At 57.3% G+C, this 26,976-nt stretch carries 24 protein-coding genes and 1 tRNA gene; 7 read left to right on the plus strand and 18 right to left on the minus strand.

What is annotated here, in order from left to right; translation table 11 throughout:
• Positions 1–91: 91 nt before the first annotated feature.
• The 4 genes from ROO76_04510 (at position 92) to ROO76_04525 (ending at position 8,448) form a co-directional block, all read left to right on the plus strand.
• Positions 92–1,825 (plus strand): winged helix-turn-helix domain-containing protein, encoded by a 1,734-nt coding sequence (locus tag ROO76_04510; GenBank protein ID MDT8067409.1) that lies wholly within the window; start codon positions 92–94, stop codon positions 1,823–1,825.
• Positions 1,826–2,132: 307 nt separating this feature from the next.
• Positions 2,133–3,473, plus strand: a complete 1,341-nt coding sequence (locus tag ROO76_04515; GenBank protein MDT8067410.1) for a Glu/Leu/Phe/Val dehydrogenase — start codon at positions 2,133–2,135, stop codon at positions 3,471–3,473.
• Between the two features lie 26 nt (positions 3,474–3,499).
• Positions 3,500–5,281, plus strand: coding sequence for a PEP/pyruvate-binding domain-containing protein (locus tag ROO76_04520; GenBank protein MDT8067411.1), 1,782 nt, complete (start codon positions 3,500–3,502; stop codon positions 5,279–5,281).
• The gene (locus tag ROO76_04525) at positions 5,278–8,448 is read left to right on the plus strand and encodes a PEP/pyruvate-binding domain-containing protein (GenBank protein ID MDT8067412.1); all 3,171 of its coding nucleotides are present in this window, start codon (positions 5,278–5,280) and stop codon (positions 8,446–8,448) included. Before ROO76_04520 ends, ROO76_04525 begins: the two co-directional genes overlap by 4 nt.
• Here ROO76_04525 and ROO76_04530 read toward each other — a convergent pair.
• Positions 8,445–9,293, minus strand: a complete 849-nt coding sequence (locus ROO76_04530; protein MDT8067413.1) for a metallophosphoesterase — start codon at positions 9,291–9,293, stop codon at positions 8,445–8,447. The two genes, ROO76_04525 and ROO76_04530, sit on opposite strands and share 4 nt — an antisense overlap.
• A gap of 227 nt (positions 9,294–9,520) precedes the next feature.
• Entirely contained in the window at positions 9,521–10,438 is a 918-nt protein-coding gene (locus tag ROO76_04535; protein ID MDT8067414.1) for a PIG-L family deacetylase, read from the minus strand.
• A 136-nt stretch (positions 10,439–10,574) separates the two neighbouring features.
• Between ROO76_04535 and ROO76_04540 the strand changes: the two genes are divergently transcribed.
• Complete coding sequence (locus ROO76_04540) at positions 10,575–10,958, plus strand: hypothetical protein (GenBank protein ID MDT8067415.1); 384 nt, start codon at positions 10,575–10,577, stop codon at positions 10,956–10,958.
• On the opposite strand, the gene ROO76_04545 is transcribed toward ROO76_04540, so the two are convergent.
• From ROO76_04545 to ROO76_04615, 15 genes are all read right to left on the minus strand, one after another.
• Entirely contained in the window at positions 10,930–11,751 is an 822-nt protein-coding gene (locus tag ROO76_04545) for a ribonuclease HII (protein ID MDT8067416.1), read from the minus strand. The two genes, ROO76_04540 and ROO76_04545, sit on opposite strands and share 29 nt — an antisense overlap.
• A 129-nt stretch (positions 11,752–11,880) precedes the next feature.
• Positions 11,881–12,228 (minus strand): 50S ribosomal protein L19, encoded by a 348-nt coding sequence (gene rplS / locus ROO76_04550; protein ID MDT8067417.1) that lies wholly within the window; start codon positions 12,226–12,228, stop codon positions 11,881–11,883.
• 41 nt (positions 12,229–12,269) lie between these two features.
• A complete protein-coding gene (gene trmD, locus ROO76_04555) occupies positions 12,270–13,097 on the minus strand; it encodes a tRNA (guanosine(37)-N1)-methyltransferase TrmD (GenBank protein ID MDT8067418.1) in 828 nt (275 codons plus the stop codon).
• Between the two features lie 11 nt (positions 13,098–13,108).
• Positions 13,109–13,696, minus strand: a complete 588-nt coding sequence (gene rimM, locus ROO76_04560; protein ID MDT8067419.1) for a ribosome maturation factor RimM — start codon at positions 13,694–13,696, stop codon at positions 13,109–13,111.
• A 1-nt stretch (position 13,697) separates the two neighbouring features.
• Positions 13,698–13,940 (minus strand): KH domain-containing protein, encoded by a 243-nt coding sequence (locus ROO76_04565; protein MDT8067420.1) that lies wholly within the window; start codon positions 13,938–13,940, stop codon positions 13,698–13,700.
• Between the two features lie 95 nt (positions 13,941–14,035).
• A complete protein-coding gene (rpsP, locus tag ROO76_04570; GenBank protein MDT8067421.1) occupies positions 14,036–14,284 on the minus strand; it encodes a 30S ribosomal protein S16 in 249 nt (82 codons plus the stop codon).
• A gap of 283 nt (positions 14,285–14,567) precedes the next feature.
• Positions 14,568–15,077 carry a DUF5818 domain-containing protein gene (locus ROO76_04575; GenBank protein ID MDT8067422.1) on the minus strand — a complete coding sequence of 170 codons (510 nt, stop codon included), beginning with the start codon at positions 15,075–15,077 and terminating at the stop codon, positions 14,568–14,570.
• A gap of 196 nt (positions 15,078–15,273) precedes the next feature.
• Positions 15,274–15,996, minus strand: a complete 723-nt coding sequence (locus ROO76_04580) for a hypothetical protein (protein MDT8067423.1) — start codon at positions 15,994–15,996, stop codon at positions 15,274–15,276.
• A 75-nt stretch (positions 15,997–16,071) separates the two neighbouring features.
• On the minus strand, positions 16,072–16,509 hold the full coding sequence (locus ROO76_04585) for a hypothetical protein (GenBank protein MDT8067424.1): 438 nt from the start codon (positions 16,507–16,509) through the stop codon (positions 16,072–16,074).
• A gap of 499 nt (positions 16,510–17,008) precedes the next feature.
• The gene (gene ffh, locus ROO76_04590) at positions 17,009–18,367 is read right to left on the minus strand and encodes a signal recognition particle protein (protein MDT8067425.1); all 1,359 of its coding nucleotides are present in this window, start codon (positions 18,365–18,367) and stop codon (positions 17,009–17,011) included.
• A 104-nt stretch (positions 18,368–18,471) separates the two neighbouring features.
• Positions 18,472–19,254: an MBL fold metallo-hydrolase gene (locus ROO76_04595; protein MDT8067426.1), complete on the minus strand. Its 783-nt coding sequence runs from the start codon at positions 19,252–19,254 to the stop codon at positions 18,472–18,474.
• 24 nt (positions 19,255–19,278) lie between these two features.
• Positions 19,279–20,268 (minus strand): histone deacetylase, encoded by a 990-nt coding sequence (locus ROO76_04600; protein ID MDT8067427.1) that lies wholly within the window; start codon positions 20,266–20,268, stop codon positions 19,279–19,281.
• A 93-nt stretch (positions 20,269–20,361) separates the two neighbouring features.
• Complete coding sequence (locus ROO76_04605; GenBank protein MDT8067428.1) at positions 20,362–20,904, minus strand: hypothetical protein; 543 nt, start codon at positions 20,902–20,904, stop codon at positions 20,362–20,364.
• A 534-nt stretch (positions 20,905–21,438) separates the two neighbouring features.
• Complete coding sequence (locus ROO76_04610; GenBank protein ID MDT8067429.1) at positions 21,439–22,251, minus strand: helix-turn-helix transcriptional regulator; 813 nt, start codon at positions 22,249–22,251, stop codon at positions 21,439–21,441.
• Between the two features lie 206 nt (positions 22,252–22,457).
• Positions 22,458–22,535: transfer RNA gene (locus tag ROO76_04615), tRNA-Val, on the minus strand.
• Between the two features lie 328 nt (positions 22,536–22,863).
• Here ROO76_04615 and ROO76_04620 point away from each other — a divergent pair.
• On the plus strand, positions 22,864–23,814 hold the full coding sequence (locus ROO76_04620; protein MDT8067430.1) for a hypothetical protein: 951 nt from the start codon (positions 22,864–22,866) through the stop codon (positions 23,812–23,814).
• 59 nt (positions 23,815–23,873) lie between these two features.
• Positions 23,874–25,364 (plus strand): PLP-dependent aminotransferase family protein, encoded by a 1,491-nt coding sequence (locus ROO76_04625; GenBank protein MDT8067431.1) that lies wholly within the window; start codon positions 23,874–23,876, stop codon positions 25,362–25,364.
• Positions 25,365–25,409: 45 nt separating this feature from the next.
• Here the strand turns inward: ROO76_04625 and ROO76_04630 are convergent, their stop codons facing one another.
• The gene (locus tag ROO76_04630) at positions 25,410–26,903 is read right to left on the minus strand and encodes a serine/threonine-protein kinase (GenBank protein MDT8067432.1); all 1,494 of its coding nucleotides are present in this window, start codon (positions 26,901–26,903) and stop codon (positions 25,410–25,412) included.
• Positions 26,904–26,976: the final 73 nt, after the last annotated feature.

Below are 26,976 nucleotides of genomic sequence, written 5' to 3' on the forward strand. Positions count from 1 at the left end.
AGAATCTGAGTGTTTGGTGTGGATTCGGGGGACGCAACCAAGCAAGGCGGCAGTACAATGGGCGTGCTGTCCCGGCTCACAGGAGCCTGCGATGCAATCCCCGGCGGAAGTACCGGCCGCCGCATTTGTGGACGGCGAATTCGTCATCGGCGAGTGGTTGATCCAGCCGAGCCTGGGACTGCTCTCGCGCGGCGATAACCATTTCCATCTCGAGCCCAAGACCATGCTGGTGCTGGTGTGTCTGGCGCGGCATGCAGGTACCACTGTTTCCAAGCAACAACTTCTGCAAGAAGTGTGGCCGGAAACCTTTATTACCGAGCACGTTCTAACTCACGCCATTTGGCAGCTCAGGCACATCTTCCGCGACGAACAGGTCATCCAGACTGTCCCGCGCCGCGGCTATCGTCTCGCGCTTGACGTTCGTCCAGCGGTAACAAACATCCGCTCTCTGGCGGTATTACCGCTCGCCAATCTTACTGGTGATCCTGAGCAGCAGTACTTTGCGGATGGTACGACTGAAGCCCTCATTACACGGTTAGCACAGATTGGGGCGTTGCGCGTGATCTCGCGCACAACAGCAATGAAATATAAGGACACGGCGCTTTCGTTACCGGAAGTCGCAGCGGCACTGAAAGTTGAGGGAGTAGTAGAGGGCTCTGTGATGCGAGATCGCGAGCGAGTGCGCATTTCAGTCCAACTGATTCACGCAGCTACCGACCAACATCTCTGGGCACGCAGCTATGATCGATGTCTTCGTGATGTTTTGACACTGCAGGACGAAGTCGCCCGCGCAATTGCCGCTGAAATTCAGGTGACGCTTACAGATAAGGAACGGGCCCAACTAACACGTTCACGAAGCGTCAACCCGGAGGCACACGAAGCCTACTTAAAGGGTCGTTTTTGCCATGCGCGTACGTCAGAGAACGGTTTGCGGATGGCGATCGCGTACATGCAAGAGGCAATTGCAACGGATTCCACGTACGCCCTCGCCTACACCGGCCTGGCGGACGCTATTGCGCTTCTAGCGAGCCCCGTAGCAGAGGCCATCGCTCCGGCGGAAGCCAACAAGATCATGCAACCTGCCGTGCAAAAGGCACTTGAACTCGATCCGGATTTGCCTGAGGCACATTTTCTAAGCGGCTGGATAAAGGTGTACTACGAGTGGGATTGGCAAGGTGCGGAGGCCGCCTTTCAGCATGCACTTTCGCTTAGTCCCAACTATGCGATGGGTTATGACGGGCTCGGGACGGTGTACGAGGCGCTCGGATCCCAGGAAAGAGCAATTGCTGCGTGGAAGCGTTCCTGCGAACTGGACCCGTTATCGTTGCTCTCTAACGTATTATTGGGCTGGACGCTGGTCCTGGCGGGCCGTGCAACTGCCGCAGTTGAGCAACTACGCCAGACGTTGCTCATGGACCCTAACTATTGGTTTGCTCGTGAGGTGCTCGCACTGGCATTAGTAATGGAAAACCGGTTCGACGAAGCAGTAATAGAGGCAGAGACAGCGGTGAGACTGGCGCCCGAACCCTTTCCAAAGGGGGTACTGGGAAATGTGTACGCACGGGCAGGGCGTCGCAGCGATGCCCTGGAAGTTTTGCGGGAATTGGAACTCCTTAGTGCTGATCGATACATCGCACCCAATCTGCTCGGGTTCATTCTAGCGGGGCTGGGACAAATGGAGCGAGCGTTTCACCTATTAGAGAGAGCATATGAAGTGCGCGATGCTTCGCTAATCTGGTTGAAATCGTTCGAGGTGCTTTGGGGACGATCACTTCGAGGACATCCGCGGTACGAGGCGTTGCTTGCGCGCATGAACTTGAAATGAGCGTGGGCACTGTGTTGTTTCGGAATCTTCCCCCACGCTGATTATGATCGCACCACTCCGGGGAGTGTTTCACGACCCGGTGTTTGGCCAAGCCGCTATTTTCGGCGGTTGTTTTGTTGGGTTTAGGAATAGAGCGAAGACAACTGACCACCGGCAATCTTCATGCGAGTTCTTGGAATGCCGCCGGCATTGGTAGCACGTCACCCACCTCAGTGGCATCCATCACAGTGCACGATATTTCGGAGTGGGACAGTTGAATAGAGCGAGGTGTCTCGTTCAGGGATTCTTACGCTTCAAGGAGATTCTCATGTCAAGTATTGTGGCCGAGAGGGTAGCCCCCAATGCGAAGGCTAACCCGGCAAAGCCCACCAAGGCCCTTAATTCCTTTGAAATTGCCCAGGCGCAGTTTGATAAAGTAGCCGAGTATCTCGGTCTCGACCAACCGACGCGGGACCTCTTGCGCTACCCTCTGCGCGAGTACCACTTTGCAATTCCTGTTCGCATGGACGATGGCACGGTGAAGGTCTTCCGTGCCTTCCGGGTGCAGCACAACGACGCACGCGGTCCAGCCAAGGGTGGCATACGGTTTCATCCCCAGGAGACGGTCGACACAGTCCGGGCCCTCTCGACGTGGATGACGTGGAAGTGCGCGGTCGTCGACATTCCGCTAGGCGGCGCGAAGGGTGGCGTAATCTGCGATCCGCATAACCTCAGCATGCGCGAACAGGAGCAGATTTGCCGCGGATGGGTACGGCAGGTTGTCAACAATGTTGGCCCGACGATCGATGTCCCGGCGCCCGACGTCATGACCAACTCTCAACACATGCTCTGGATGCTCGATGAATTCGAGAAAATACAGGGCGGACGTTTTCCTGGCTTCATCACCGGCAAACCAGTTGGGATGGGCGGATCGCAGGGACGCACGGAAGCGACTGGCTACGGAGTCGTGTTTCTCCTTCGTGAAGCGATGAAGGAACTCGGGATGAAAGTCGAAAACACCAGTGCCAGCGTGCAGGGATTCGGTAACGTCTCCCGCTACGCCATCGAACTGTACGTTCGTCTCGGAGGTCGTGTCATTTCAGTTTCCTGCTGGGACCAGGCCGATCAATGCTCTTATACGTATCGCAAGGTCTCCGGAATCGATCTTCAAGAGTTGCTGAAGATCACCGACAAGTTCGGCGGCATTAATAAGGAAAAGGCCAAGGAACTGGGATATGAACTCCTCCCCGGAGAGGCGTGGATTGAACAGGATGTCGATGTGCTCATTCCCGCCGCCTTGGAAAACCAGATCACCGGAGAGAATGTCGGCAGGATCAGCCAGAAGGTAAAAATCATCGTCGAGGGCGCGAACGGCCCGACCACGCCCGAAGCCGACATAGTTATCCAGGAACGTGGGATTTGGCTCATCCCGGACTTCCTCGCGAATGCCGGCGGCGTAACCTGCAGCTATTTCGAGCAGGTTCAGAGCAATATGAATTACTTCTGGGAGAAGGACGAGGTCCTTGGGAAACTTGATGTGAAGATGACGGCAGCGTATTACGCGGTATCGGATTTGGCGCACCGGCAGAACCTCTATATGCGCGATGCCGCTTACGCCATTGCGATTGGCCGGGTCGCCCAGGCGTGCCACGACCGCGGTTGGGTCTAATCCTTCGCAATTCATGGGAGGTGCCGATGAAAAGCCCGGAACTGGTCACAGCAGAGTTGCCGGCATTTGATCGGAAGTTCTGGGACGGCACCTTCCGCTTTACCCGAATTGGCAAAGGCGACATTGGCGGAAAAGCCAGCGGTCTTGTCCTGATGAGAGACTTGCTGGCTACCCAGTTGCCCGAACTGGGCCTGCCCGCCGGAATCGAAATAACGGTCCCCACGCTTGCCGTCGTCGCTACGGGCTTCTTCGACGAATTTCTCGAACAGAACAAATTGCTCGACTTGGCGTTCAACAGCATGTCCGACGACAGGATCGGGCATGCATTCCAGAATGCGCAGTTACCGGTTGAACTTCTCGGCGACCTCCGCGCCCTCAGCGAGCAGGTGAAGACGCCCTTGGCAGTTCGTTCTTCAAGCCTGCTGGAAGATAGGTTGGGAAGACCGTTTGCGGGCGTTTACGCCACCAAAATGATCCCCAACAACCAGATGGATGCCGACACTCGTTTCCGAAAACTGGTTGAGGCGATCAAGTGCGTCTACGCTTCCACATTCTTCAGGGAGGCACGCGAGTATATCCAGACCACGGGCCGCGCCGCCAAAGATGAAAAGATGGCCGTCATCATCCAGGAGATTGTTGGACTAAGGCACGGAGACCGGTTCTATCCGGATATTTCCGGTGTCGCCCGTTCCTACAACTACTACCCGATGGCGCCGGCTCTGCCGGAGCATGGCGTCGTCAGTCTCGCCGTGGGGTTGGGAAAGACCATCGTTGACGGCGACTGCACATGGACGTATTCGCCCGAGTTCCCGAAAGTCTCTCCTCCATTTGGCTCGATGGATGAACTGATGGAAGGAACTCAGACTCGCTTCTGGGCGGTGAACATGGGCAAGCCGCCCGCTTATGATCCCGTCAGCGAGACGGAATACATGGTGCACCCCGATCTTGGCGCGGCGGAGACCGACGAGGTCCTTTGGCCGCTTGTCTCCACCTTTGATCCCGAGCGCGACCGCGTGGTCCCCGGAATGAACGACAAAGGCCCTCGCATTGTGAATTTTGCCCCTCTGTTGGTCTATGAGCAACTGCCGGTCAACTACGTCATCACATCGCTGATGCACGCTACCGAACATGCCCTGAATCAAAAAGTGGAGATCGAGTTCGCGCTGACGCTGCAGACCTTGCAAGGTGGCGCGCGGAAACTGCGCCTCGGATTTCTGCAGGTCCGGCCGATCATAGTCTCCCAAGCCACCGTCAGCATCACCGATGACGATCTGCATGACCCGACGGCGATCATCGCCTCTGACCGGGCACTCGGCAACGGAGTGGTTGACGACATTCGCGACATTGTCTTCGTTCGTCCAGACACCTTCGCTCCCGAAGATACCCCTGCGATCGCTCAGGAGATCGACGAAATCAACAAGAGCTTGCGCGAGGAAGGACGGCCGTATCTGCTGATCGGATTTGGCCGGTGGGGCAGTTCGCACCCATCCCTCGGAATACCCGTCGACTGGAGCCAGATCTCAGGCGCGAAGACGATCGTTGAGTCCACGCTTCCCAACATGAACGTTGAACTCAGCCAGGGTTCGCACTTCTTCCACAATCTTTCCAGTTTCGAGGCCAAGTATTTCATGCTGCGCTACGATGGTCCGTACCAGGTCAACTGGGAGTGGCTGAATGGACAGTCCCTCCGGCGGGAGACAGCTCATTTGCGTCACGTCCGGGTGACAGAGCCATTGAGCATACGCGTGGATGGACGACACGGCCGCGGCATCATTCGGCCGCTTGCGAATGAGGCACCTCAAGCATGAAACATGACGAAGCCCAACTGATCCATATCATGCAGGCGCTACGCGAGCGCGCTAAGGAACTGAACTGCCTTTACCGGGTTGACGACCTCCTCAACAGCGGTAGCGAGCGGCCGCTTGACGAGGTTCTGCGGCAGATTATCGAAATCGTGCCGCACGGTTGGCAATACTGCGATATCTGTTCAGCGTGTATCACCATCGAAGATACGACCATTGCGCCCGTCGGTTTCCGTCGTACGCCCTGGGTGCAAACCGCGAAGATTGTCGTGGAAGGTGAGGCCATCGGGACGGTCGAGGTCTTCTATAGCAAGCAGATGCCACATGCCGACGAAGGCCCATTCTTAAACGAAGAGCGGAAACTCATCGAAACCATCGCGGAACGAATCGCCAGTACCATCATTCAGCGCAGGTTGCGTATGGCCCATCGCGACTGGATCGAGACTTCCGACGCCATCGGCAAAGAAAGGCACGAGTGGCGCGTAGTCCTCGAGTTCCTCCGTGAAACTGATCCGGTGCTGCTGAAGAGGATCTCCCGCAAGCTCATCAATCACTTGAGTTGGCGGGGTATTCACGAGGCGCGCGAACTGTTGCAGCGAGACGGAATCGGAAGCCTGCTCGTAAACGGATCCGCCGCCGACGATAATAGACCTCTGCAGAGGGGCCCCAGGAACGCACCCGACCTCACCCGGGACGCCTTCCGGATCGCGGGCGAATACCTCGACGAATCGGAAATCCTCGACTTGGTTACGACATGGATCAAGGAAGACAAGTCGAGTTTCCTGGTCAATGCCCTGGAGAACCAGGACACGCCGCTGGGCGACATCATCGAGGCCCTGGAACGCTACGAACATACGGCAATCGATGAAAGTGAACTCTCCACCGCAACTCAGAAGAGCCTTCGTGTCTCGCTGATCCGGCGGTTCTTTTCCGAGAGCATTGACTTCATCAGTGTTGCGGAACAGTTCATCGAGATCAAGGACCTCTATGAACTTCTAGACCGGATCATCTATCCACCGCGGTGCCACGGAAAGCTGGGTGGAAAGAGCGCCGGGCTGTTTCTCGCCAGGAAAATCATTGACAAGTCTCCGGAGGCAGGCGAATTGCTCCGGGCTATCAAGGTTCCGAAAACCTGGTACATCACCTCGGACTGGATTCTCAACTTCGTTCACCACAACGATCTCGAGGAAGTTCTGAGCCGCAAGTATTCCGATATCGATCGAATTCGCCAGGAGTACCCCCACCTGGTCGCGCTGTTTAAAAATTCTTCATTCCCAACTGAGTTCATCAAGGGACTCGCGGTCGCGCTCGATGACTTCGGGGATCGTCCTATCATCGTGCGCAGTTCCAGCCTGCTGGAGGATCGCTCGGGCTCAGCATTTTCGGGGAAGTACAAGAGCTTGTTTCTCGCAAACCAGGGAACCAAAGAGGAGCGGTTGACCGCCCTCATGGACGCCATCGCGGAGGTATACGCATCTATTTTCGGTCCCGACCCCACCGAGTACCGCACCGAGCGTGGGTTGTTGCATGTGCACGAGGAAATGGGGGTCATGGTCCAGGAGGTCGTCGGCCAGCGCGTCGGCAGATACTTCATCCCGGCTTGCTCAGGCGTGGCTTTCAGCAATAACGAATTTCGTTGGTCGCCGCGTATTCAAAGAGGGGATGGCCTGATTCGGATGGTTCCGGGCCTTGGCACACGGGCAGTTGATCGCGTTTCTGACGATTATCCCGTCCTGATTGCGCCGGGTCAGCCGAACCTGCGCGCCAATGTCACAGTCGACGAAATCCAGAAGTACTCGCCGAAGCATATAGACGTGCTTAACCTGGAGGCGAACACCTTCGAGACAATTAACGCGGTTGACCTCCTGCGAGAGTACGGCGAGCTATACCCGCAGATCAGGAACCTCGTTTCGATCGTCAAAGATGACCGGGTCGAGCAACCGATCGGCGTGCTGGACTTCCGAAACGATGACATGGTCTTCACATTCGAAGGCCTGATCAGGAACACCAAATTCGTGGTGCAGGTGCGTGAACTCCTGAACCTGTTGCAGGCGAAGCTTCGAACACCGGTAGACCTGGAATTCGCTTTCGACGGCAATGATTTTTATCTGGTTCAGTGTCGTCCTGAGAGTTTCGGCGGCGACTCTCTCCCAGCGCCGATCCCGCAGAATATTCCCGATGACCGCATCCTGTTTTCCGCGCATCGATTCATTTCCAACGGGCGTGTTCCCGACGTGACCCATATTGTTTACGTAGACCTGGAGGGCTATTCCAACCTGGGAGTCGCCCAGATGCGTGAGGTCGGTGAGGCCGTAAGTAGACTGAACAAGCTTCTCCCCAAGCGGCAATTCATCCTGATCGGACCGGGGCGCTGGGGCAGTCGCGGCGACATACGACTCGGCGTTCCCGTCACATATTCCGATATCAATAACAGCAGCATGCTGATCGAGGTGGCCCGCCAACGGGGGAATTACATCCCGGACCTTTCTTTCGGTACCCACTTCTTCCAGGATCTGGTGGAAGCATCCATCCGGTATCTCCCCCTCTACCCGGATGACCCTCAGGCGGTCTTCCAGGAATCCTTCCTGAAGCGGGCGCGCAATCTGCTTCCCGAACTGTTGCCGGATTTCGCAAACCTTGCTGAAACGTTACACGTGATCGACGTTCCGAGCGTAATGAACGGCCTCATTCTGCGCGTGTTGATGAATGCCGACCTTGAACACGCTGTAGCTTTCTTCGCGGTCCCGACCAAGGGATCGCAGCAACCCGCGCCGGACGAAATCACGGTAGAGCGTCCCGCGGAAGACCACTGGAGATGGCGTTTCCGCATGGCACAGCGCATTGCAGCCCAAATTGACCCAGCGCGCTTCGGAGTCAAATCTTTTTACCTCATCGGTAGTACCAAGAACGCGAGCGCAGGCCCCGGCAGCGATATCGATATCATGCTTCACTTCGACGGCACGGAGCAGCAAGAGAACGATCTCCTGATGTGGCTCACCGGCTGGAGCACCTGTCTTAGTGAACTCAATTTCTGGCGCACCGGTTATCGCACTGACGGGTTGCTGGATGTCCACCTGATCACGGATAAGGACATCGAGGAGCGCAGCAGCTTTGCCGTGAAGATCGACGCCATCACGGATCCTGCCAGGAAGCTCCCGATGGGCCAGGGCTAGATCAATTCCCTTGTAGAGTTTTCTGGATTTTCCAAATCAAGGGAGACAAGCGCTAGCTCCGGGCCGTCGTGCGCAGCGCTGATACAAACAGTTCTTCCAATTGTCGTCATCCACTCGCCGGTAATTCGAGCAGCCTCGTGAACATGGCCGTGCATTGTGAGACGTGGTTGCTTTTGCTCAATGAATCGACGAATGGCAATGCTGCCCACGTGAACGTCCAGCGGCGCATGATCCACGAACTTTCCATCCAGCGCGGCACGATCCAGCGCCGTGTCGTACGGTGGTGAATGAAAGAGGAAGATAGCTCGGCGCATATCATCCAACCCGGTCAGTCGAGTCAGATCGTTTTCGATAGTCCCCCACCTGATCTCATCGTTGTCGACGGCCACGGTTCGAATGCCGTCTTCCGGGGAAACGCAGCCTGGGTCGCAGTAGCGTGACACGTCATATCGCTCCCAATCTTTCAGCAGGAATGGCGTGGGCGGCACACACGCATATCCATAAAGGGAGTATTTCCCCATCGAGACGTTTCGGTTGTGCACATAGGACCAGAGACCTATCTCCTCGGTTTCTTGGATTGCTGACTCGAATATTCGGGGGTCATCATTGCCCAGGATGAGGTAGACCTGTGGGTATCGATCGGCCATTCGAGCTTTTAGAGCGGCGAACCCCGGGATCAGGACCTGCTCAATGAATGTGTCTTCCAGTCGGTGTGGGAGCAGGTCTCCGCCCAAAAACAATGCTGCTGGTTCAACAGCGCTGATCTTTTCCGACAGACTCTCATATCGGTTCCGCTGACCGTGCAAGTCGGTGGCGAACAGATAAGTGTTCTGTCGGCTGGGCATCCGTGAGCAGTATAGATCGAATAAACATGGTCGACGAGGTTCCTGTTTGTGAACGGCAGAGTCTTACAGCGGATGCATGCTGTAGAACCCTCCAACTGCTTCGCCGACCTCGCATTCTCGTGCGAACTCAATCAGGCGGTGGCCAACTGCGCCGATGTGTATCGGGGGTCCCGAGGTCCGCGCTCCTCATTGCGCGCCGCGCTAAGATCCTCGTTCAACGATCCGGATCAGGCGTAATCGTCTGCAACGCCTTCAAACAGATCTGCCTCTCGCCTGATTTCGCTGGGGGTCGCGCGGGCAGCAAGAGCAAAGCGTTCCTGGTGTCCGCGCTTGCGTGTGTGAGTATCGAATAGTTCGAACAACGGCGACTGCGTCGTGTGCTTCTTGAAAGCCTCAATTTTGCGGCTGAGGTTCGCATCTCCTATATCGATAAATGTGGATGCTGGCGGAAGTGCGACCGGTTGCCGCTCCGGCAGAATAAACTCGGAGGTCCCGTAATACAGTTTCTGAGCCCGCCACGGTTGTAGTGCTCCATTCAGTTGTTCGGGATAACGGTTCGTCCGCCCAGCCCATTGAAATGCCAGCGTCGCAAACACTCCTGCCATCCCATGATCCGTATGCGCCGTGACTGCTCCCTCCGGACCAAAAGTCAACACCACGTGTGGGCGAATCTTTCGAAAGCGAAGAACGAGCTCCTCGACGACCTCGTACAGATTTTCCTGGTCGAGGTGCGCATCGCGGAAGTTTAGAACCTCGCAATTATCGACTTGGAGATGCGCGCACGAAGCGGCGAACTCCTGTCGGCGCACTGCCGCCAGCTCATCCAGCCCCTCGTGCCCGCCCCGATGCGTTGCCGCCTGGCCCGCCGTCAGGCAGATCACATGCGTTTTAACTCCCCGCTCGTGATACAGCAGCAGCGTACCTCCGAAAAGTCCAGCCTCATCATCGGGATGGGCAGTAACGCAGAGCAGCCGCAGCATTTCTTTCCCTTTCCGGCCCGCGCGGAGCGTGCCTCCTGCATCTCTATTCGTGTACCACGGGGAGCGCTCGATGTCATACTCCCGCATAATTCGATGCTTGCCGATGATCCTGCTTTCACTGGCATCTTCGCTGCCGCTACTAGCCCAGGCTCCAAGCAGCGACACTCGTGCCCGCGTCTTCTGGATGAAAACGCCCCTCCCTCTGGGAGCAGAACAGATTACCCTTAAACCCTCGGGAAAGAAGTTTCTTCTGCTAGGCTGTATCGAGGATCAAAGCTTCAACCGGCTCGAAATATCCCGAGTGCAAAAATCGCCCTTCGTAATCGATGCTGCCGGTGACGTCTGGAAGAACTATCCAAAACAGGTGACTTTTCGCATTACTGCGAGCGCGATTGAGCCCGCCCTGCTGTCGGTGGACAGCTATACCATCGAAGAATCCGGCGGCATAAATTCATTTCTACTGGGATTGCGCTTCCGCCTGAAGTCGTTCCGCGGATTACATATAACCGAGTTGCAGCCCAGTTCCGTAAAGCTGATCGGTGTGCCGGCGGATATTCCTTACGCTGAGCGCGTCTATCGCGTTTCGTTCGACACGGGCGAGTTCCCGGTCGATGCCCGGCTGGTGATGGAAGTGCTTTCGCCGAAGGGTCAACTGCTCACTCGCTTCCATTTGGAACTGGAATAAGCTCCTCGTCCGCGACTTCTGGATTGGCGCTCTCTTCGGCAACGATCTCCAGGTCGGCGGTCGCAACATCTTCTTCCTGCATGAATCCCAGCAGTTCTTGCGTGGGTGAATTCGTCCACACCGGCGCAAACGACTGCCTATGCAGTGGAGACGGCCCAATCTCGCGCAGAGCCTTCAGGTGCTTCGGTGCACTATAGCCTTTGTTGCTCGCCAAACCATACTCAGGATAAATCGGGTCCCAGGCTCGGATCATCGCGTCGCGTTCGACTTTGGCCACGATGGACGCCGCAGCGATAGAAGCTGAGAGAGCATCGCCATGAATAATCTTCGTCTGTGGACACTCGTAGTCGATCCTGACGGCATCGAGTAGCAGGTGATCAGGCTGCGGCGAGAGTTGCGCAACCGCCAGCTTCATGGCCAGCAGGGACGCATGATAGATATTGATCTGGTCGATCCGCGCGACGTCAACCGCTGCCACGGCATACGCAATAGAATGCTCGCGAATCCTCTCGTAAAGCGCGTTGCGTTCGGGTTCAGGCAGCAGTTTGGAATCACGCAGCCCACGAATCCGATAGCTTCGATCGAGAATGCACGCCCCGGCAACCACGGGTCCGAATAGAGATCCGCGCCCAACTTCGTCCACTCCCGCAACCAGCTTCGCTCCCGAAGCCCAAGCGATCTTCTCGAATTTAAGAGTGCACTTAAGTCGCTTCAGCAGCCGCAACTTGGCGGCTGCAGGCGAAAGGACTTTGCCGGTCTTGGGATCCACGGTGAGGAGCTTACGACGACGCACGATGACGATAGTTTAGCGCGAACCGGGGTTGTCGAACGGAAGGGATGCTTCGCGGTTGCTCAGCATGACAAAAATGCCGGACCGACGAGATCAATCGTCAATCCGACATTCGTCCATCGTCAGTCTTCTTTATTCTACTTCTCGCAGACGGGCGGCCTTGCCGCGCAGGGCGCGCAGGTAGTAAAGCTTCGCGCGACGAACCTTCGCGGAGCGCACGACTTCAATCTTGTCGATAACCCGCGACTGCAGCGGGAAAATACGCTCGACCCCCTGTCCGAAGCTGATCTTACGGACGGTAAAGCTAGGCTGCGCGCCGTTAGCGCGCTTGATAACGGTGCCTTCGAAGGCCTGCAGCCGCTCCTTGTCGCCTTCCTTGATCTTCACCTGCACGCGGACGGTGTCGCCCGGGCGAAATTCAGGAAGGTCGGTACGCTGTGCCTTGGCCAGCAACTTCGTAATGATCGGTGATGTAGCCATTTTCTTTTCCTCTTCTTGGCGCAAGGCGCCGCAATTCAAAGTCAATTGGAACGCCCGGCATTCAACTCTGCCAGCAGTTCCTGATCTTCTTCACTCAACCGAACCTTTTCCAGCAGGTCCGGACGATTCCTCAATGTCTTCTCCAGCGCGCGGCGACGCCGCCATCGCCGAATTTCGTCGTGGTTCCCATTCAGCAGAACTTCGGGAACCGGCATTCCGCGAAAATCCGCGGGACGCGTGTAATGCGGGTAATCCAGTAAGCCGCCGGAAGCGATCGTCGAATCCGGTGCCGGCTTCCCGTCCGGCTCGAAAACCGGTTCAGCCTCCGCGGTGCTGAACGACTCCGTCCATGCAGAGGCCGCGTTTCCGAGTGCTCCCGGCAGGAGCCTCGTCACCGCATCAATGATGATCGCCGCGCCGAGTTCGCCGCCGCTCAGCACGAAGTCTCCGACAGAGACTTCGCGATCCGCGAGGTGGTCGCTTACCCGCTCATCCACTCCCTCGTAACGTCCGCACAGAAGAACGACGCGCTGCAACTTCGCCAATTCCTGCGCCATCGGCTGGCCGAACATCCTGCCCTGTGCCGAGAGCGAGATCATCGTCTCGTTCGCTGTTCCGGCAACGCGATCGTCGCGCGGACGCAACTTCAGCACTTCCGCGCATTCGAAGATCGGTTCCGGCTTAAGCACCATGCCTTCGCCGCCGCCAAACGGGCGATCGTCAACCGTTCTGTGACGGTCATGTGTGAACGACCGGAGGTCGTGGATCGTGATTTCAATGAGCCCGGCTTCGCGCGCCCTGCGCACGATGCCGTAATCCAGAGGCCCACGAAAGAAATCCGGAAAAATGGTTACGATGTCGAACCGCATTTCCGTGTGCCTCAGTCTTCCTGCTGTCCCCGGCGGGCCCGCTCCTTCTCTTCCCTGCTCAGCGGAGCGTCCAACTCCAGCATTCCCTCGGGGACGACCAGCGTGATTTCACGCCCTTTCAAATCCATCTTCTCGATGAAGCCCTCGACGAAGGGTATCAGGTATTCCTTCTTCCCCTCGCGAATCTCGAGCAGCGGGGCCTCGCCCGCGCTGAAGATCACGTCATCGATCTTGCCCAGTGACCGGGGCGGCTCGTTGCCACTGCGCGCCGTTACGACGCACCCTTTCAGGTCGCTGATGTACACGGAGCCTTCTTCCAACTCGGCCCGTTGCGCCGCCGGAATCTGAATTTCGGATCCGATCAGCGTTTCTGCGTCTTCGATCGAATCGATTCCGGCGAACTTGAAAACCATGCGGCCCTTATGAGGCCAGAACTCTTCCAGGTCCAACTCGCGCCGCTTGCCGTCGCTGAGCAAAGCCCACAGGTGGCGGCGCTCTTCGAAGCGTTCGGGAAAATCCGTAAACAGGTCGGCGGCCACTTCGCCGCGGCGTCCCTGGGTCTTCGCAACCCGCGCCACGGTGATGAACTCTTCCGCCACGCTAGTCGAGAATATCCAGCGAGTAGCGCTTGTCGGCACGCTGCCCGGCGGCGTTGATGATGGTCCGTAAGCAACGCGCCGTTCGTCCCGATCGGCCGATCACGCGGCCCATGTCCTCTTCAGCGACCTCGAGTTCAATCTCGACGCCACCATCTTCTTCGTATACGTCCACGAAAACAGCATCGGGCGCTTCGACCAGGTTCTTGGCCAAGTGCTCCACCAGCATGCGAACGTCACCGGGCATATGGACCTCTCAACGGAATCGACCTCCCAATGGTGCCGTTCCGCGCCCCACATCTGCCGCAGTTAGCAGATGTCGGTCTCTTCTACAACTTTAGACTATGCGACCGACGCAGGTGCGGCCGGCACCTTCGAATAGAGCCGGTTTACAGTGTCGGACATCTTGGCGCCCTTCGAGACCCAGTAGTCGATCCGGTCCCGCTTCAGGTCGATAGTAGCCGGGCTCGTGCGTGGGTTATACAAGCCCACCACCTCGACGGAGCGGCCATCGGTGGCGCGGTCCTTCTCGATCACCACCACGCGGTAAACAGGCTTCTTGGGCGCGCCTCGGCGCGACAAACGAATCATCAGCACAGGAACAATTCCTTTCGTATTTCGGGGGCTCTCAGAGCCTAACGGATCACGAGCGCACGTCCGCCCGCTGATCTGCTTCCCAGAATTCACGGGAGTACCACAGGCTGGTCCGGACAGACGTCCGGCTGACACTGGTGGCAAACCATTATTATCCGGGAAGTTGCGGGAATTGGCAAGACGGGAGCAAAAAGCCATGAGATCGGGAGTCGGACACCGTATCGAGCAAAAGAAAGGACCGCCACCTGGCGGTCCCGGTTCCCACTGCATTTAGGTTCCGTTACTTGCTGGACGGGCTCCCGCTGGTGCTGCAGGACTTCGAGATGCGCTTCACCGACTTCACGTCGAAGTTCTGGCCGGAAGCGCTGCTGGGAGACGCGCTGCTCGCTTCGCTACCTGCCGCACCGCTGGTGGACGCTGCGGACGAGCTCGGGGTGCCCTTTACAGCGACCTGTTCGCCAACATGCGACGACAGTTTCGAGGTATCGCCTGTCAGGTTGTAGGTGGTGCCGGAAGCATCGGCTAACGTGAAGCCGTTGGCACCCTGGCTCAAACAACCTTGGATCGTCTGCTCACTGCTCGAGGAACTTCCCATGCTACTCTGCGCAGACTGATCGGATGGCTGCGCAGACTGGTCGGACGGCATCGTCGAGGTAGGCGCAGACTGAGTGCTGGGGCTGGTTGCGCTGGGCTGCTGCTGATCCGTCGAGGACGGACTTGTTGTGGACTGGGCCATAACGAACATACTGCTCGCAAACAGGAACGCTGTGGCGAGTGCTAGCTTCTTCATTTACTAAACCTCCCTGGGGGTTAACCACGCCTCTTCTAATGCACGAATCGTTCCCAAGCAGGTACTCCGCTAAGTCGTGCTATTTCAGCAGCGGCACTAAAGAGACGTGCTGCTGAAGCAGCAGCTACCCGGATTCTTTTCTCAGGTGAATGACCGATTTACACCCCTAAGTGGATCGCCTGAATGGCTACGGGCCTTAGTACTTTTTCTTTAGTTCCAGGATCAAGAATCGGGCTTCGGCCGACCCGTCATTGCCCACTTCGTGAATACTCCCGTCGTGCCAGAAGGCCTGCCGAGGCTGCAGCGAAAACGTTTTGTTATCCGCGTGGCCCTGAAACGACGTAAGCGCAATGAGCAAATGCGGGCGGACATCGTCGTGCTGATGCATGTTCACCCCCGCTCCCATGCTCACCCGGTAGAGATTAGCCGTGTCCGTCTCAAAGAGTGTTCTCTGCCGATATTCGCCCGCCCCTGATTGCCCATACCGGGTCTCGGCACAATCCTTGGAACCAAGCCCACATCGAGCAGATCTTGGGAACAGGCTGCGCGCTACCTCCACCATCACTAGTTGCGCAGCATGGCTCGATTCATTCTCCAGTTTGTGCGGCCATCCGCCCTGCACGACCTGGATGTCCCCATCGCCGAACTTGAGCTCAAAATCGGTTTGGTAGCCGGTGACACGAAGGGAGTTGTTGCCGAGAGAAACAAGCAGGTAATCGTGTGTGTCCGCACTGACCGCCTCGGATCCCCCGGCGGGGATGTCGAGTTCGCGGACGGTTACCTCGGAATTATGGAACTCAACCTTGCCGGTTTGCTCAGCGACCGTGGGTTGCATTCTGGCTGGCTTGCCTGGTCTGCCCTGAGCCAGCAGAACGCTGGCCGCAGCGACAACGAAAAGAAGTACACGAAGCGTACGCATTGGTACGTATTCTAAGAAATAAGCCCACCCCAACACCACTGGGGTGGGCGACCGCGCGGGGGAGTTACGCGGCAATTACATTCCGGCAGTCGATTTCTTGTGCATGCTCTCTGCGAGCAGGTCAGCATTGCGCACATCGCGTTTCGAATACAGGAACTCGTACCCATACTTCTCTCCCGGGAAGTACCACGCCTTCACGTGCTCCAACCCCGCCTGATCGGGTTTCGAAACCGCTAGTTCCGTGCCGTCGGCTTGGGGACGCCATGCTGGGTACACCGGGAGGAACCCGAGGTCCTGACCTTTGGAACGGGTGATTTGCACATATGGGGGATATGTTGATGTGTCCACGAGACGGAATACGTAATTTCCTGGCCGCAGAATGTGCCCGGGAATAGCTACCGTCTTATCAACATGCACGTCCATCACGGTCTCCTGCTGAGCTAACACGGGCAGAGCAGCGAAAAGAGTTATTGCGAACAGCACCAACACGAAAAAAACAGAAAAACGCTTCATGGATATTTCTCCTCTGGCGCGCACCTGTGCTGCGCCCATCAAATGTTTCAGTGGGACTGCTTTTGCTGATTAACTGAATAATTCGGCTACAAAAGGCGTGGCGGCGGGCGCGTTATGGGAGCGGAAAGTGGCGCGTAAAGATAACGACCGCGGCCCGCGCTTGCCGAGTGGAAGAAGCCGAGGCCCGGCAAGGCGGGAAGGACAACGCTTGCGAGTGCGAATGGGGAGAAGACTCCTCGCAAGGAGACAACGTCCGCGGTCATGGCGCGTGAACGATGCACACATGGACGTCCCTCGAGATGCCTCCCGCGGCCTGCGACAACTCCGGAAATTAACAGCACCGCCAGGAGCGCTACCGCAACTCGAGTTTTGTTTGGCTGCACCATCAACGCCAACCTTAACTCTTCTAACACCCGGCTTAGGAATTCGTTGTTAACACGAAAAGGCCGCCCGAAGGCGGCCTTGGTGCCATGCGACACATCTATTTACATAGATTTGTTTACATCCCCGGCATCTTCATTCCCGCGAGGCGTTTCGCGAAGCTCGGCTTCGACATGCTCTTGAACATCTTGCGCATCTGCGCATACTGTCGTAGCAGGTTGTTCACTTCCTGGATCGTTGTTCCGGAGCCGCGCGCAATACGTTTGCGCCTCGATCCATTGATGCCTTCGTGATGCTCGCGTTCCCACGCTGTCATCGAGTTGATGATCGCTTCCACGCGCACGATCTGCTTCTCGTCAACTTTGTCCGCTACCTGCTGCATGTTCGCGAAGGGCCCGATCCGCGGCATCATCCCCATGATGCTCGAGAGTGACCCGAGCTTCTTCACCTGCCGAAGTTGATCGCGAAAATCCTCAAGCGAGAAGCCGTCGCCGGACAGTGCTTTCTTCGCGAACTCTTCCGACTTTTTCTTGTCGAGTTTTTCTTCCGCTTTTTCGATCAGCGACAGGATATCGCCCATCCCAAGAATGCGTCCGACGATGCGGTCCGGATGGAAAGGTTCGAGCGCATCGTACTTTTCGCCGACACCGATGAACTTGATTGGCTGCCCCGTCACATTGCGAATCGACAGGGCCGCGCCACCGCGCGCGTCACCATCCATCTTGGTCAGCACGACACCCGTCAGCGTGAGCTTTTTGTGGAACTCGTCTGCTGATTTCACAGCGTCCTGGCCGGTCATCGCATCGGCCACGAACAGGATTTCCTGTGGGGCGAGGATTTTCTTAAGCGACTGCATCTCCTCCATCAACTGCTCATCGATGTGGAGACGCCCGGCGGTATCGACCACCAGCACGTCACAGCCGTTGTTCACCGCTTCCTTGCGGGCTTCCTTAACCAGGCGCTCAACGGTCGCGGTGTTCGCCTCTTCGACCTGCCCTTCATACAGATGCGCGCCCACAGCCTGTGCCACGATCTTCAACTGCTCCCGGGCCGCCGGGCGATATACGTCGACCGAAACCAGCATCGGGCGATGCCCGCCCTTTTTCAGCCAGTGCGCAATCTTGCCCGAGGTCGTCGTTTTGCCCGAACCCTGCAGGCCCGCCATGAGTATGACCGACGGCGGCTGCGAGGCGAATTTCACCTTCGCCGTATCGGTGCCGAGAATGGCGATGAGTTCGTCGCGTACGATCTTCACCACCTGCTCAGCCGGACTGAGTGAGGTCATGACCTCCTGCCCGAGCGCCTTTTCGCGAATATGGTCGATCAGTTCCTTGACCACCTTGAAATTGACGTCGGCTTCGAGCAGCGCCATGCGGATCTCCCGCAGGGCCTCGTTCATGTTCTCCTCGGTCAGTGTGCCCTGACCACGGAGGTTCTTGAATGCGCGTTGGAGTTTTTCGGAAAGATTCTCAAACATGGGGAAAATGCGGTCCTGACTACATTTTACCAGCAACCTCACGTGCAGTCCGGGAGCTAGGCGAAGGTATTCTGATTCCCCACTTTTCTGATAACTTCCGTTCTTCAGGCGATCGATTCTTGCCGCTCTTCGAACTCGACCATTTCTCCATCGCAAGGAATTGCGACTCGTTCGCGCAACCGGTAATTCTTCAGTTCGCGATCCAGGTCATCCCGCCTCAGAAAGCAATGATTAATCGCCTCCATATGGACGGCGATCACACTTGTCTCAGTCGCGTACCCGCAAACCTTGGCCACATCGAGCGCATTCATGGTAATCGGCCCCCCGGAAGTGAATTGCGCCGCCCCCGCATTGACTACCGTTATGTCCGGCCGATGTTTTTGCAGCGCCGATTCCACCTCGGGGCAGTAGATCGTGTCGCCGGCAATATAGATGGATGGCGAACCGATCGTGCGCAGAACGAACCCCGATACCGGGGCCATCTTTCGGCCGATCTCTCCTGTGCCGTGCTGCCCCGCGGTCCGGGCAACTGTGACTCCGTCAAACTGCAACTCGGTCGAGCAAGGGCGCACATCCGTGTAACCCCATACCCCGAACTTCGCCGCATCCTCGGGCTGGCAGATGATTGGCATTGCTTTGGGGATCGCCTCGGTCGCGGCATCGTCCCAGTGATCGCGATGCGTGTGGGTCACCAGCACGGCTTCCACGTCCTTCAATATCTCGTTCGCCGAAAACGGCAGCGGCACCATGGGAATGCGGAGCGTATTGCTCGCATTCTGAATCGGCTCCATCGCCTCCTTCGCGCTGAACATGGGATCGATAAGAAAAGTATGGCCACCGATCGAAACGCGAAGAGTCGCATGACGAATCAACTGAACCTGCATCATGGATTCTAAAATCCTTGCTTGAGCTTATGTGAAAACCTGCTTCGCCGCGACTATTGTATTGGCGTGAATCCGAACCGTATCCAGCAGTTGTCGCGCGTAGCCGCCGGCCAAAGTCGCCATTACTGGGATGCTGTTTTTACGGGCGAAGCGGAAGACAGTTTCATCTCGTCGCCGTAACCCATCAATCGTAAGCCCCAGCCCGCCCAGCTGATCTTCCCTGTAAGGGTCGGCTCCGGCAACGTACACCAGCAGTTCCGGTTCGTGCTGGTCGAGTGCCGAACCCAGCGCTTTATCCAGCCATTCCAGGTACTCGTCGTCATCCGTTCCATCCGGCAGATTCACATCGATCGACGACGGTGGCTTCCACACAGGGTAGTTGTTCTCCTGGTGGAGCGAGATCGTGAAAACGTCACCCGTGTGAGCCTGTTCCATGTGCGCAGGTCTTCGTGGCATCGTCAGCCCGGCCGACCACGCTGGTGGCGGCGGGAATGGCTCCTGTGCCCCCCCAAAAATGGCCGCTGTGCCGTTGCCCTGGTGAACATCGCAGTCCACCGTCATCGCGCGAGTGATCCGGCCCTCCTTCTGCATCTTGCGAATCACAATCGCCACATCGTTCAGTACGCAGAAGCCCTCGCCGTGGTCCGGAAACGCGTGGTGAAACCCGCCGCCCACGTTCACGCACACGCCATCTCGCAGTGCCAGTTCCGCGGCGAGAACAGATCCCCCGGCGTGCGTCCAGAACGCGTCTACCAGTTCCTTGCTGTATGGAACTTCCAGTTCCAGTTCTTCGCGCGCCGACAGCGTCCCGGTCTTCAACTTGTGCACATACATTGGCGTATGCACCAGCAGAACGTCTTCGTCGCTCGCCGCGTTCGGCGCAACTATATCGTCTTCCGAGATTAAGTTCTGTTCGAGAAGATACCGGCAGATCAGCTTGTACTTGGCCGATGGGAAAATGTGTGCGCCTATTGGGAGGTCGTACTTCTGGCCGTAGACCAGTTTGAAGGGAAGCATAGGCGATTTGCGCGCGCGGTTGAACCTTGCATTGTCAAGAAAACCTCAGATTTAAGCAATACCTTGCAGCGCGGTGTCGGGTGCGGGAAGGGACTACATCAGGCTGACCGTTCGGCTCGTCATCGAAGGATTCTGCACGCTGACCAGGTGGACCAGGCACCGCTTCAATTCACCATAGTGCGTCACCACCGCCCCATTCCACTCCTGCTTCGCTGTCGGGAAGAACCACTGCGGCACAAAATAGAAGTAAGATCGAATTACAAGCAGCCGCGTTCGCATGGCTGTATTCGCAAGCCTGCGGCCCGATTCTGCAACCTCCGGATCGTCGCTGTGGCCCGCCAGTTCACCCATTGCGATCAGCAGCGCAGCATTGGCCGCCAGCGCATTCAGGTAAGACAGGGTGGCTGAGATTCGCCGCCGTTGCACACGCCGAAAAGCCTTCGGCGTAAGCGACCGCGCCAGGAATCTGGCTTCTTCCGGATCGGTCAGGTTCAGGAACGCCGGAAGGTCCACCTCGTGAAGGCGCGATTCCAACTCGCCGACACTGCCGTTTTGAAGGGAAGTACCACGGAAGGCCCACAGGGCAAGCGCAATGGCCCCTAATGCAACCGCTACCAGGATTATGATCAGCAGCATCGAGTAGCCCCGTTCCCAAACCGCGCTTCCGCGAAAAGACCGACGCCCCGCGCCCGCAGTGAGCGCAAGAATTCATCCAGGAGGCCCTGTTACGCCTCCTGAAGAAATGGTACTCTGCGAGAATTGAGAGGGACAAAATAAATACTTTTTGTTCCGAATTCGTAAATCTCGATATGAAGCTACTGTCAGCATCGGAAGACCTCACCATCCGAACCCTTGAAAATATGAAGGGAACGCTCCGTAAACTGCTCTATCTCGGGCACTTACGAGATTCAACCGGGAGCTACCGTCATTGGGGACTGTCGCAAGTCCACGGGGAAGCGGAATCGCAGACGGCGTTCCGGAACGCGCACAAATCGGTCCTTAAGGAAGTCCTGCGAAAACCTATCGGGGAATTATGGAAGGAAGCCGTTGAGATGTCGCCCGCAAGTGCGCGGGCAAATCGGCAAGCCACGCATGCCCAGTTGCACCGAGTTTTAGCGGAAGAATCCAGGTTGCTTCCCGATGGTTGTTCGCGAAGATCGGAATGCCACTTTAATTCAGTGCTGCGGGCTTTGGTCGAGTTGGAGAGCTCCCAGGCACGGGAGTCCACGCACCCAGTCGCATAGCGACCCCAACCACTTGACCGAGAATCTCTGCATCCTGCCCGTGACGAACCGATCGCGGCGGAACCGGCGACAGTGGGTGCGGCTGCAGAATCAGCATCTCGTCCACACGACTGCACCAACTGCACACGAAACCATCGCGCGTCTCCACGAAATAGATCGGGCGCTCGTATTCCGACCGCCACACCGTGCCCTCCTGTAACGTCGCCTTGGCCTCGTCAATCTGGACGAACGATCCGGGCATCACTAGCGGATACATCGTGAAGTCTTCTGTTCCGATGTAGCCGTACGTGTAATTTTCCGGAAGACATTCGGCAAGGTAAGCTACAGGGACCAACCCCCACTGCTCAATCATGCGGCTGAAATTCGTGGTGCAACAGGGATCAAATCCGGGATCCAGTGCAAGCGGTACCTTGAGAAGAGTCGCACTCTCTAGCGCATTCGCAAGGTGGGAACGCGGCGGCTCAGAAAGGTGAAGATCCGTGGCCGTGATATTCACATCGATCCCATACCACGAGAGCAGTTCTCGAAAATCGCGGCGATAAACCACGCTAAGCGTATACAACCGGTAGATGCTCGGTAAAACTCCCTTCGTCTCGATATCCGACAACCGGCTGAGAGGAATCCCAAAATCGTCAATTCCGTGTCGAGCCGCAATTTTCGCCCCTGCAGCTTCAACATCACGCATGTTGAAGCCCAATTGCTCTCGGAGGTGACGCAGTTTGTGTCCGGCCGACTTCAAACGGATATCCTCTGGTTGCTGGAAATCGGGATCTTGAGCAGACTACTCTACATCTTCCGGGATGGAAACCCAAATATCCAAGGCTCACAATCACATCGCGTTGTGGCTTGGGTCACATCTGTACGTTTACCAAAGTATTTGGAGCGGAAGGCGCTTGCGCACCAAGATCAATGAGGAACTACCCCAAAAAACGAACGAAAACAACATGGTAGGCCCGAATGGACTCGAACCATCGACCTCTTCCGTGTCAAGGAAGCGCTCTAACCAGACTGAGCTACGGGCCTACTGGGAACCGGCAGATCGGAGCGGGCGAGAATCCTTAGCACGCTCGAAATTCGGTTCTGTCGCTTATTGTAGCGGGCCTGGCACCTATGAGGCAAACTCGGTGGAAGTGCTCTGAAACGGCTCGTCAACAGGCGGTCTCGAAGGCGTTCCAGCAGTAACATTTCCGCGCGAAGTGGTCATGCCAAAACCGCCCTAAGTGGCTATTGCGGTTTCCACTTCTGACGGGAATACTCTCGCAGGTGATTTCGGGCGGCAGTTCAAGCTGCTTTGGTCCAGTTATGTGGCCTACCACGACCTGCCGCCCTCCCCATTCCACCGCATTGCGATATGTGCTATCCGAGCCTCCCCACTATTGCCGGAGCAGCCGTTTTTGTGGTCAAGCCCACCATTTTCTGGCCATATTTCATGGGCACTGTAATCCTCGTCATCGGTCTCGCCGCCATTCTGCGTAACCGGCGCTGGCATGCTCCCGGCGTAGAGAAAGCTCTCGTATTTGGCCCCTTATTTTTCGCTGCTCCCATGGCCGTCTTCGCGGGTGACCATTTCGTATTCCCCGCCCAAATTGCCAACATCGTTCCCGCCTGGATGCCGTGGCACCTGTTGTGGGTTTATTTCGTGGGTACTGCTCTACTTGCCGCCGGCCTCAGCCTCGCGCTCGGGCGATATTCCAAACTGGCAGCCCTCCTGTTGGGAACCATGCTGTTCTGCTTCGTCCTGGTGATGCACATCCCCAACCTCATCGAGAATCCTGGTGACAGGTTTGCCCTGGCCATTTTGTTGAGGGATTTGTCCTTCAGTTGCGGAGCACTGGCTTTTGCTCTTGAACAATCGCGGCCGGCCCCCGCGCGAATGCGTATCACGCTCTCCGTCTTGCGATGCACGATCGCCGCAGCCGCCATCATCTTCGGGATCGAGCATTTCTTTCATCCGGACTTCGTTCCCATCATTCCGCTCAGGCGCCAGTTACCCCCGTGGATGCCGGCTCATGCCGCGTTGTCTTTCACCACAGGAGCAATTCTTATCCTCGCCGGTTGCGCCCTCATCATGAATCGCAAGGCCCGTCGGGTGGCAACTTGGCTGGGGATTTTCGTCTTCGGCGTCGTGCTGTTGGTCTACGTCCCGATTCTCGTCGCCCAGCCATCCAGCAATGACGCCCTCAACTATGTCGCCGATACGCTCGTGTACAGCGGTGTCGCATTACTTCTGGCCGGTGCTTTGCCGAAAGAACAGCACAGGCAATCACGAACCGGCGAGCGCGCGACTACAATTGCGGCCTGACATTGTGGCTTTTACTCCATGCTCCGGCGAGGTGCACATCTGATGTTTGGGTTTCGGCTATGAAGAAAGTTGCCAAGAGCCTCTGTCCCGTTGTTGCGATCGATCACGCGGACGCACGCCCCTTGCACCGGCAGATTTACGATGGCTTTCGCGTCGCCATCTTGCGCAGTAATCTGAGCGCCGGCCAGCAGGTCCCCTCGAGTCGGCAGCTTGCGTCAGAGCTTGGCATCTCCCGCATCCCCGTCCTCACTGCCTATTCCCAACTCCTCGCCGAAGATTATTTCGAAACCCGCACCGGGTCGGGCACTTTTGTATCCGCGTCTCTGGCACACCGCAGCATTGCAACAGTCCAGCCTGCCAACGGCAACGGTCACCATCCCGAAACGCGTTCCGTATCTCGCCAGGCACTCGCCGCACAGCAACTCTATGCCGGTCCCTGGCCCTTCGGGTGGGGAGCCTTTGGCGTCGGACAGGTTGCGCTTGATCACTTCCCTTTCGCGACCTGGTCGCGCCTCCTCGCCCGCCACTCACAGCGAGTCCACGCTCGCGCTCTTCACTACAGCGATCCCAAGGGATCGCCGGAATTCCGAAACGAAATCGCCACCTATCTGCGGACTGCTCGTGCCCTCAATTGTGATGCCGAGCAGGTCGTGATTGTTAGCGGCACCCAGCAGGCGCTCGAAATAACCGCTCGTGTCCTTGCCGACCCGGGCGACCACGTCTGGATGGAGGAACCAGGGTACTGGTCCATCCGGCGGGTTCTGTCGATGAATGGCTGTTGCCTCGTTCCAGTCCCCGTCGACGATGAAGGCATCAATGTTGCCGCAGGAATCCGCGCCTGCCGCAAAGCTCGCGCCGCATTTGTCACGCCCTCACACCAGTTCCCGCTTGGCGCAACCATGAGCGCCGCTCGCCGCATTCAACTCCTGGAATGGGCCGAAGAAACCGGCGCCTGGATCGTCGAAGATGATTACGACAGCGAGTATCGGTACGAAGCCATGCCAATCGCATCGCTGCAAGGTCTCGATCGCAATTCCCGTGTCATCTACATCGGGACCTTTAGCAAGACCCTGTTCCCATCGCTGCGCGTCGGCTACCTCGTGGTCCCTCGCGATCTCGTCTCACGGTTCATCGCTGTTCGCGTCGCGAGTGACCTCTACCCGCCGCATCTCTACCAGGCCGCGCTGGCCGATTTCATGGCCCAGGGACACTTCGCTCGCCACATCCGCCGCACCCGCCAGCTTTATCGCGAACGCCGCAGCGCCCTCGTGGACGCACTCCGCCAGGAATTCGGCCCTTCCCTCGAGATTCTCGGCGCCGAAGCCGGTCTTCACGTCGTCATCAAGTTGCCGCACGGAGTCAATGATGTCCAACTGTCCGCCCGAGCCGTCCAGCAAAAGCTCTGGCTCTGGCCTCTTTCCTGCACCTACATCGGACCGCCGGCCCAAGGCGTAATCCTCGGATTTGGAAGCACCCCAACCCGCGAAATTCCAAATGCAGTTCGTAAACTTCGCGAACTCATCTGTGAAGCTTCGAGGTCAACTGCTTGAATTATTGTGTAAACGCGGGCAAACGGCCTTGAAATTTGAGAGGCGCTAATTCAGTTGCAGTTGCAACTGCGTGTGGTCCTTCTCCGCCGTAATCCGCAACTTCTGATCGTTCGTCTTGGAAAAATTCGCCGCCACGCTTCCGCTCGCCTCGTACTTCTCGTCGACACTCGAAACCTCAACCCGCACCGAATGGTCCCCAACCGGCATCTGGACCATTGTCAGGTACTCGGCCGGCGTCGTCCCTAGGTGCAGGAAACGTGCCTTCTTTTCACCGCGAATCCGATTCTTATACGTCAACTTCTTATCCACCCAGATCGACATCAGGCATTCGCGAAATGGTTGCCGTAATTCGATCGGCACCGCAACCAGCTCACCTTTAGTTGGAGGGATTGCGCCCCTGCTTTCTTGGGCTTTCGCCATCCCACTCACCGCAACCAGATGTGGTTCATCCGTCTTCGGCTCGGTTTTTCGCTGTGCGACGCTCTCGTGCTTCTCACTTGCCAGCACCGGCACCTCTAAATGCACCGAAACCGCCGGAGCAGGCGGTGTCGCCCGAATCAGCGGCTTGAACACCGCCAAGCTCGCGATGGCAATGCAGGCCCCGACGAGCGATGCGCCAAGGCGCCAAAATCTTGCACTCTTCGTTATCTCCGGCTTCTTCCTATCGGATGCACGTCCGGTCCCGGGAAACCCCAGGCTCTCCATCAATGCCAGATGTGCATCCACTGGCTCGTCTGCGCACGGCGCCGCCACTCCTAAATTCTTAGCCTTTTGAATCGCAACGATGTCGCGCCGCGCTTCCTCGGCAGTCTGGTAACGCTCATCGGGAATCTTCGCCATCAGACGCCCGACCACAAGGTCCAGCTCCGGCGTCAGCTTCATATCCATAACCGCCACCGGGACCGGATGCTGATGCACCAGCTTGAATCCTATCGTGGCATCCGTATTCCCCTGGAACGGCCGGAATCCACTCAGCATGAGATAGAGGATCACGCCCACCGAGAACAAATCGCTCCGCTCGTCGCCACTGCTCTTCAGTCGTTCCGGCGCCATGAATGTTGTCACCCCGCTACGCCGGATATCGCCGAAGTCTGTGATTTTTAAGTGTCCATCTCTTGTGAGTATGAGGTTCGAGGGCTTCAGGTTGTGATGACACATACGCCTCTCATGCGCATAAGAGAGCGCGTCCAGCAGCTCCACCGTGAGCGCCAGCGCTTCTGACTCCGGGAGCTTACCCTTCGCCAGCACTGCCTCCAGCGTCTCACCCTCCACGTATTCCATCACCAGGTAGGGATCGCCAGCGGGCTCCGTGTACCCTAGGTCGAAAATTCTCGCGATCCCAACGTGCGCCAACTCGCTCACCGAGCGCACCCGCGCCACCAGTTCTTCCTGGTTAAGTGTGCCCTTCCCTAGCAGCTTGATCACGACTCGTCGCTCAAGCTCCGGGTCTTGCGCAAGATAAGCCGTGCTGTTCAGACCTCGGCCCAGCTCCAGAAGAAGCTCGAATCGTCCGAGACGGAAATCCGCGCAGCTCTGCATGAAAATAGAAGTCCGATCTAGCTGGAAGGCTCCATCATTCTTCGCCCGGAACTTTCCATCAAGGTGACTGAAG

The organism is Terriglobia bacterium (assembly GCA_032252755.1).
In the GTDB taxonomy this organism is placed as follows: Bacteria; Acidobacteriota; Terriglobia; order Terriglobales; family Acidobacteriaceae; genus JAVUPY01.

Excerpts from the sequence above, each read along its gene's own strand:
- ROO76_04510 (MDT8067409.1), top strand. The coding sequence starts at position 92 with ATGCAATCCCCGGCGGAAGTACCGGCCGCCGCATTTGTGGACGGCGAA.
- ROO76_04515 (MDT8067410.1), top strand. The coding sequence starts at position 2,133 with ATGTCAAGTATTGTGGCCGAGAGGGTAGCCCCCAATGCGAAGGCTAAC.
- ROO76_04520 (MDT8067411.1), top strand. The coding sequence starts at position 3,500 with ATGAAAAGCCCGGAACTGGTCACAGCAGAGTTGCCGGCATTTGATCGG.
- ROO76_04525 (MDT8067412.1), top strand. The coding sequence starts at position 5,278 with ATGAAACATGACGAAGCCCAACTGATCCATATCATGCAGGCGCTACGC.
- ROO76_04530 (MDT8067413.1), bottom strand. The coding sequence starts at position 9,293 with ATGCCCAGCCGACAGAACACTTATCTGTTCGCCACCGACTTGCACGGT.
- rplS (MDT8067417.1), bottom strand. The coding sequence starts at position 12,228 with ATGGCTACATCACCGATCATTACGAAGTTGCTGGCCAAGGCACAGCGT.
- trmD (MDT8067418.1), bottom strand. The coding sequence starts at position 13,097 with ATGCGGTTCGACATCGTAACCATTTTTCCGGATTTCTTTCGTGGGCCT.
- ROO76_04565 (MDT8067420.1), bottom strand. The coding sequence starts at position 13,940 with ATGCCCGGTGACGTTCGCATGCTGGTGGAGCACTTGGCCAAGAACCTG.
- rpsP (MDT8067421.1), bottom strand. The coding sequence starts at position 14,284 with ATGATTCGTTTGTCGCGCCGAGGCGCGCCCAAGAAGCCTGTTTACCGC.
- ROO76_04575 (MDT8067422.1), bottom strand. The coding sequence starts at position 15,077 with ATGAAGAAGCTAGCACTCGCCACAGCGTTCCTGTTTGCGAGCAGTATG.
- ROO76_04580 (MDT8067423.1), bottom strand. The coding sequence starts at position 15,996 with ATGCGTACGCTTCGTGTACTTCTTTTCGTTGTCGCTGCGGCCAGCGTT.
- ROO76_04585 (MDT8067424.1), bottom strand. The coding sequence starts at position 16,509 with ATGAAGCGTTTTTCTGTTTTTTTCGTGTTGGTGCTGTTCGCAATAACT.
- ffh (MDT8067425.1), bottom strand. The coding sequence starts at position 18,367 with ATGTTTGAGAATCTTTCCGAAAAACTCCAACGCGCATTCAAGAACCTC.
- ROO76_04595 (MDT8067426.1), bottom strand. The coding sequence starts at position 19,254 with ATGATGCAGGTTCAGTTGATTCGTCATGCGACTCTTCGCGTTTCGATC.
- ROO76_04600 (MDT8067427.1), bottom strand. The coding sequence starts at position 20,268 with ATGCTTCCCTTCAAACTGGTCTACGGCCAGAAGTACGACCTCCCAATA.
- ROO76_04605 (MDT8067428.1), bottom strand. The coding sequence starts at position 20,904 with ATGCTGCTGATCATAATCCTGGTAGCGGTTGCATTAGGGGCCATTGCG.
- ROO76_04620 (MDT8067430.1), top strand. The coding sequence starts at position 22,864 with ATGTGCTATCCGAGCCTCCCCACTATTGCCGGAGCAGCCGTTTTTGTG.
- ROO76_04625 (MDT8067431.1), top strand. The coding sequence starts at position 23,874 with ATGAAGAAAGTTGCCAAGAGCCTCTGTCCCGTTGTTGCGATCGATCAC.
- ROO76_04630 (MDT8067432.1), bottom strand. The coding sequence starts at position 26,903 with ATGCAGAGCTGCGCGGATTTCCGTCTCGGACGATTCGAGCTTCTTCTG.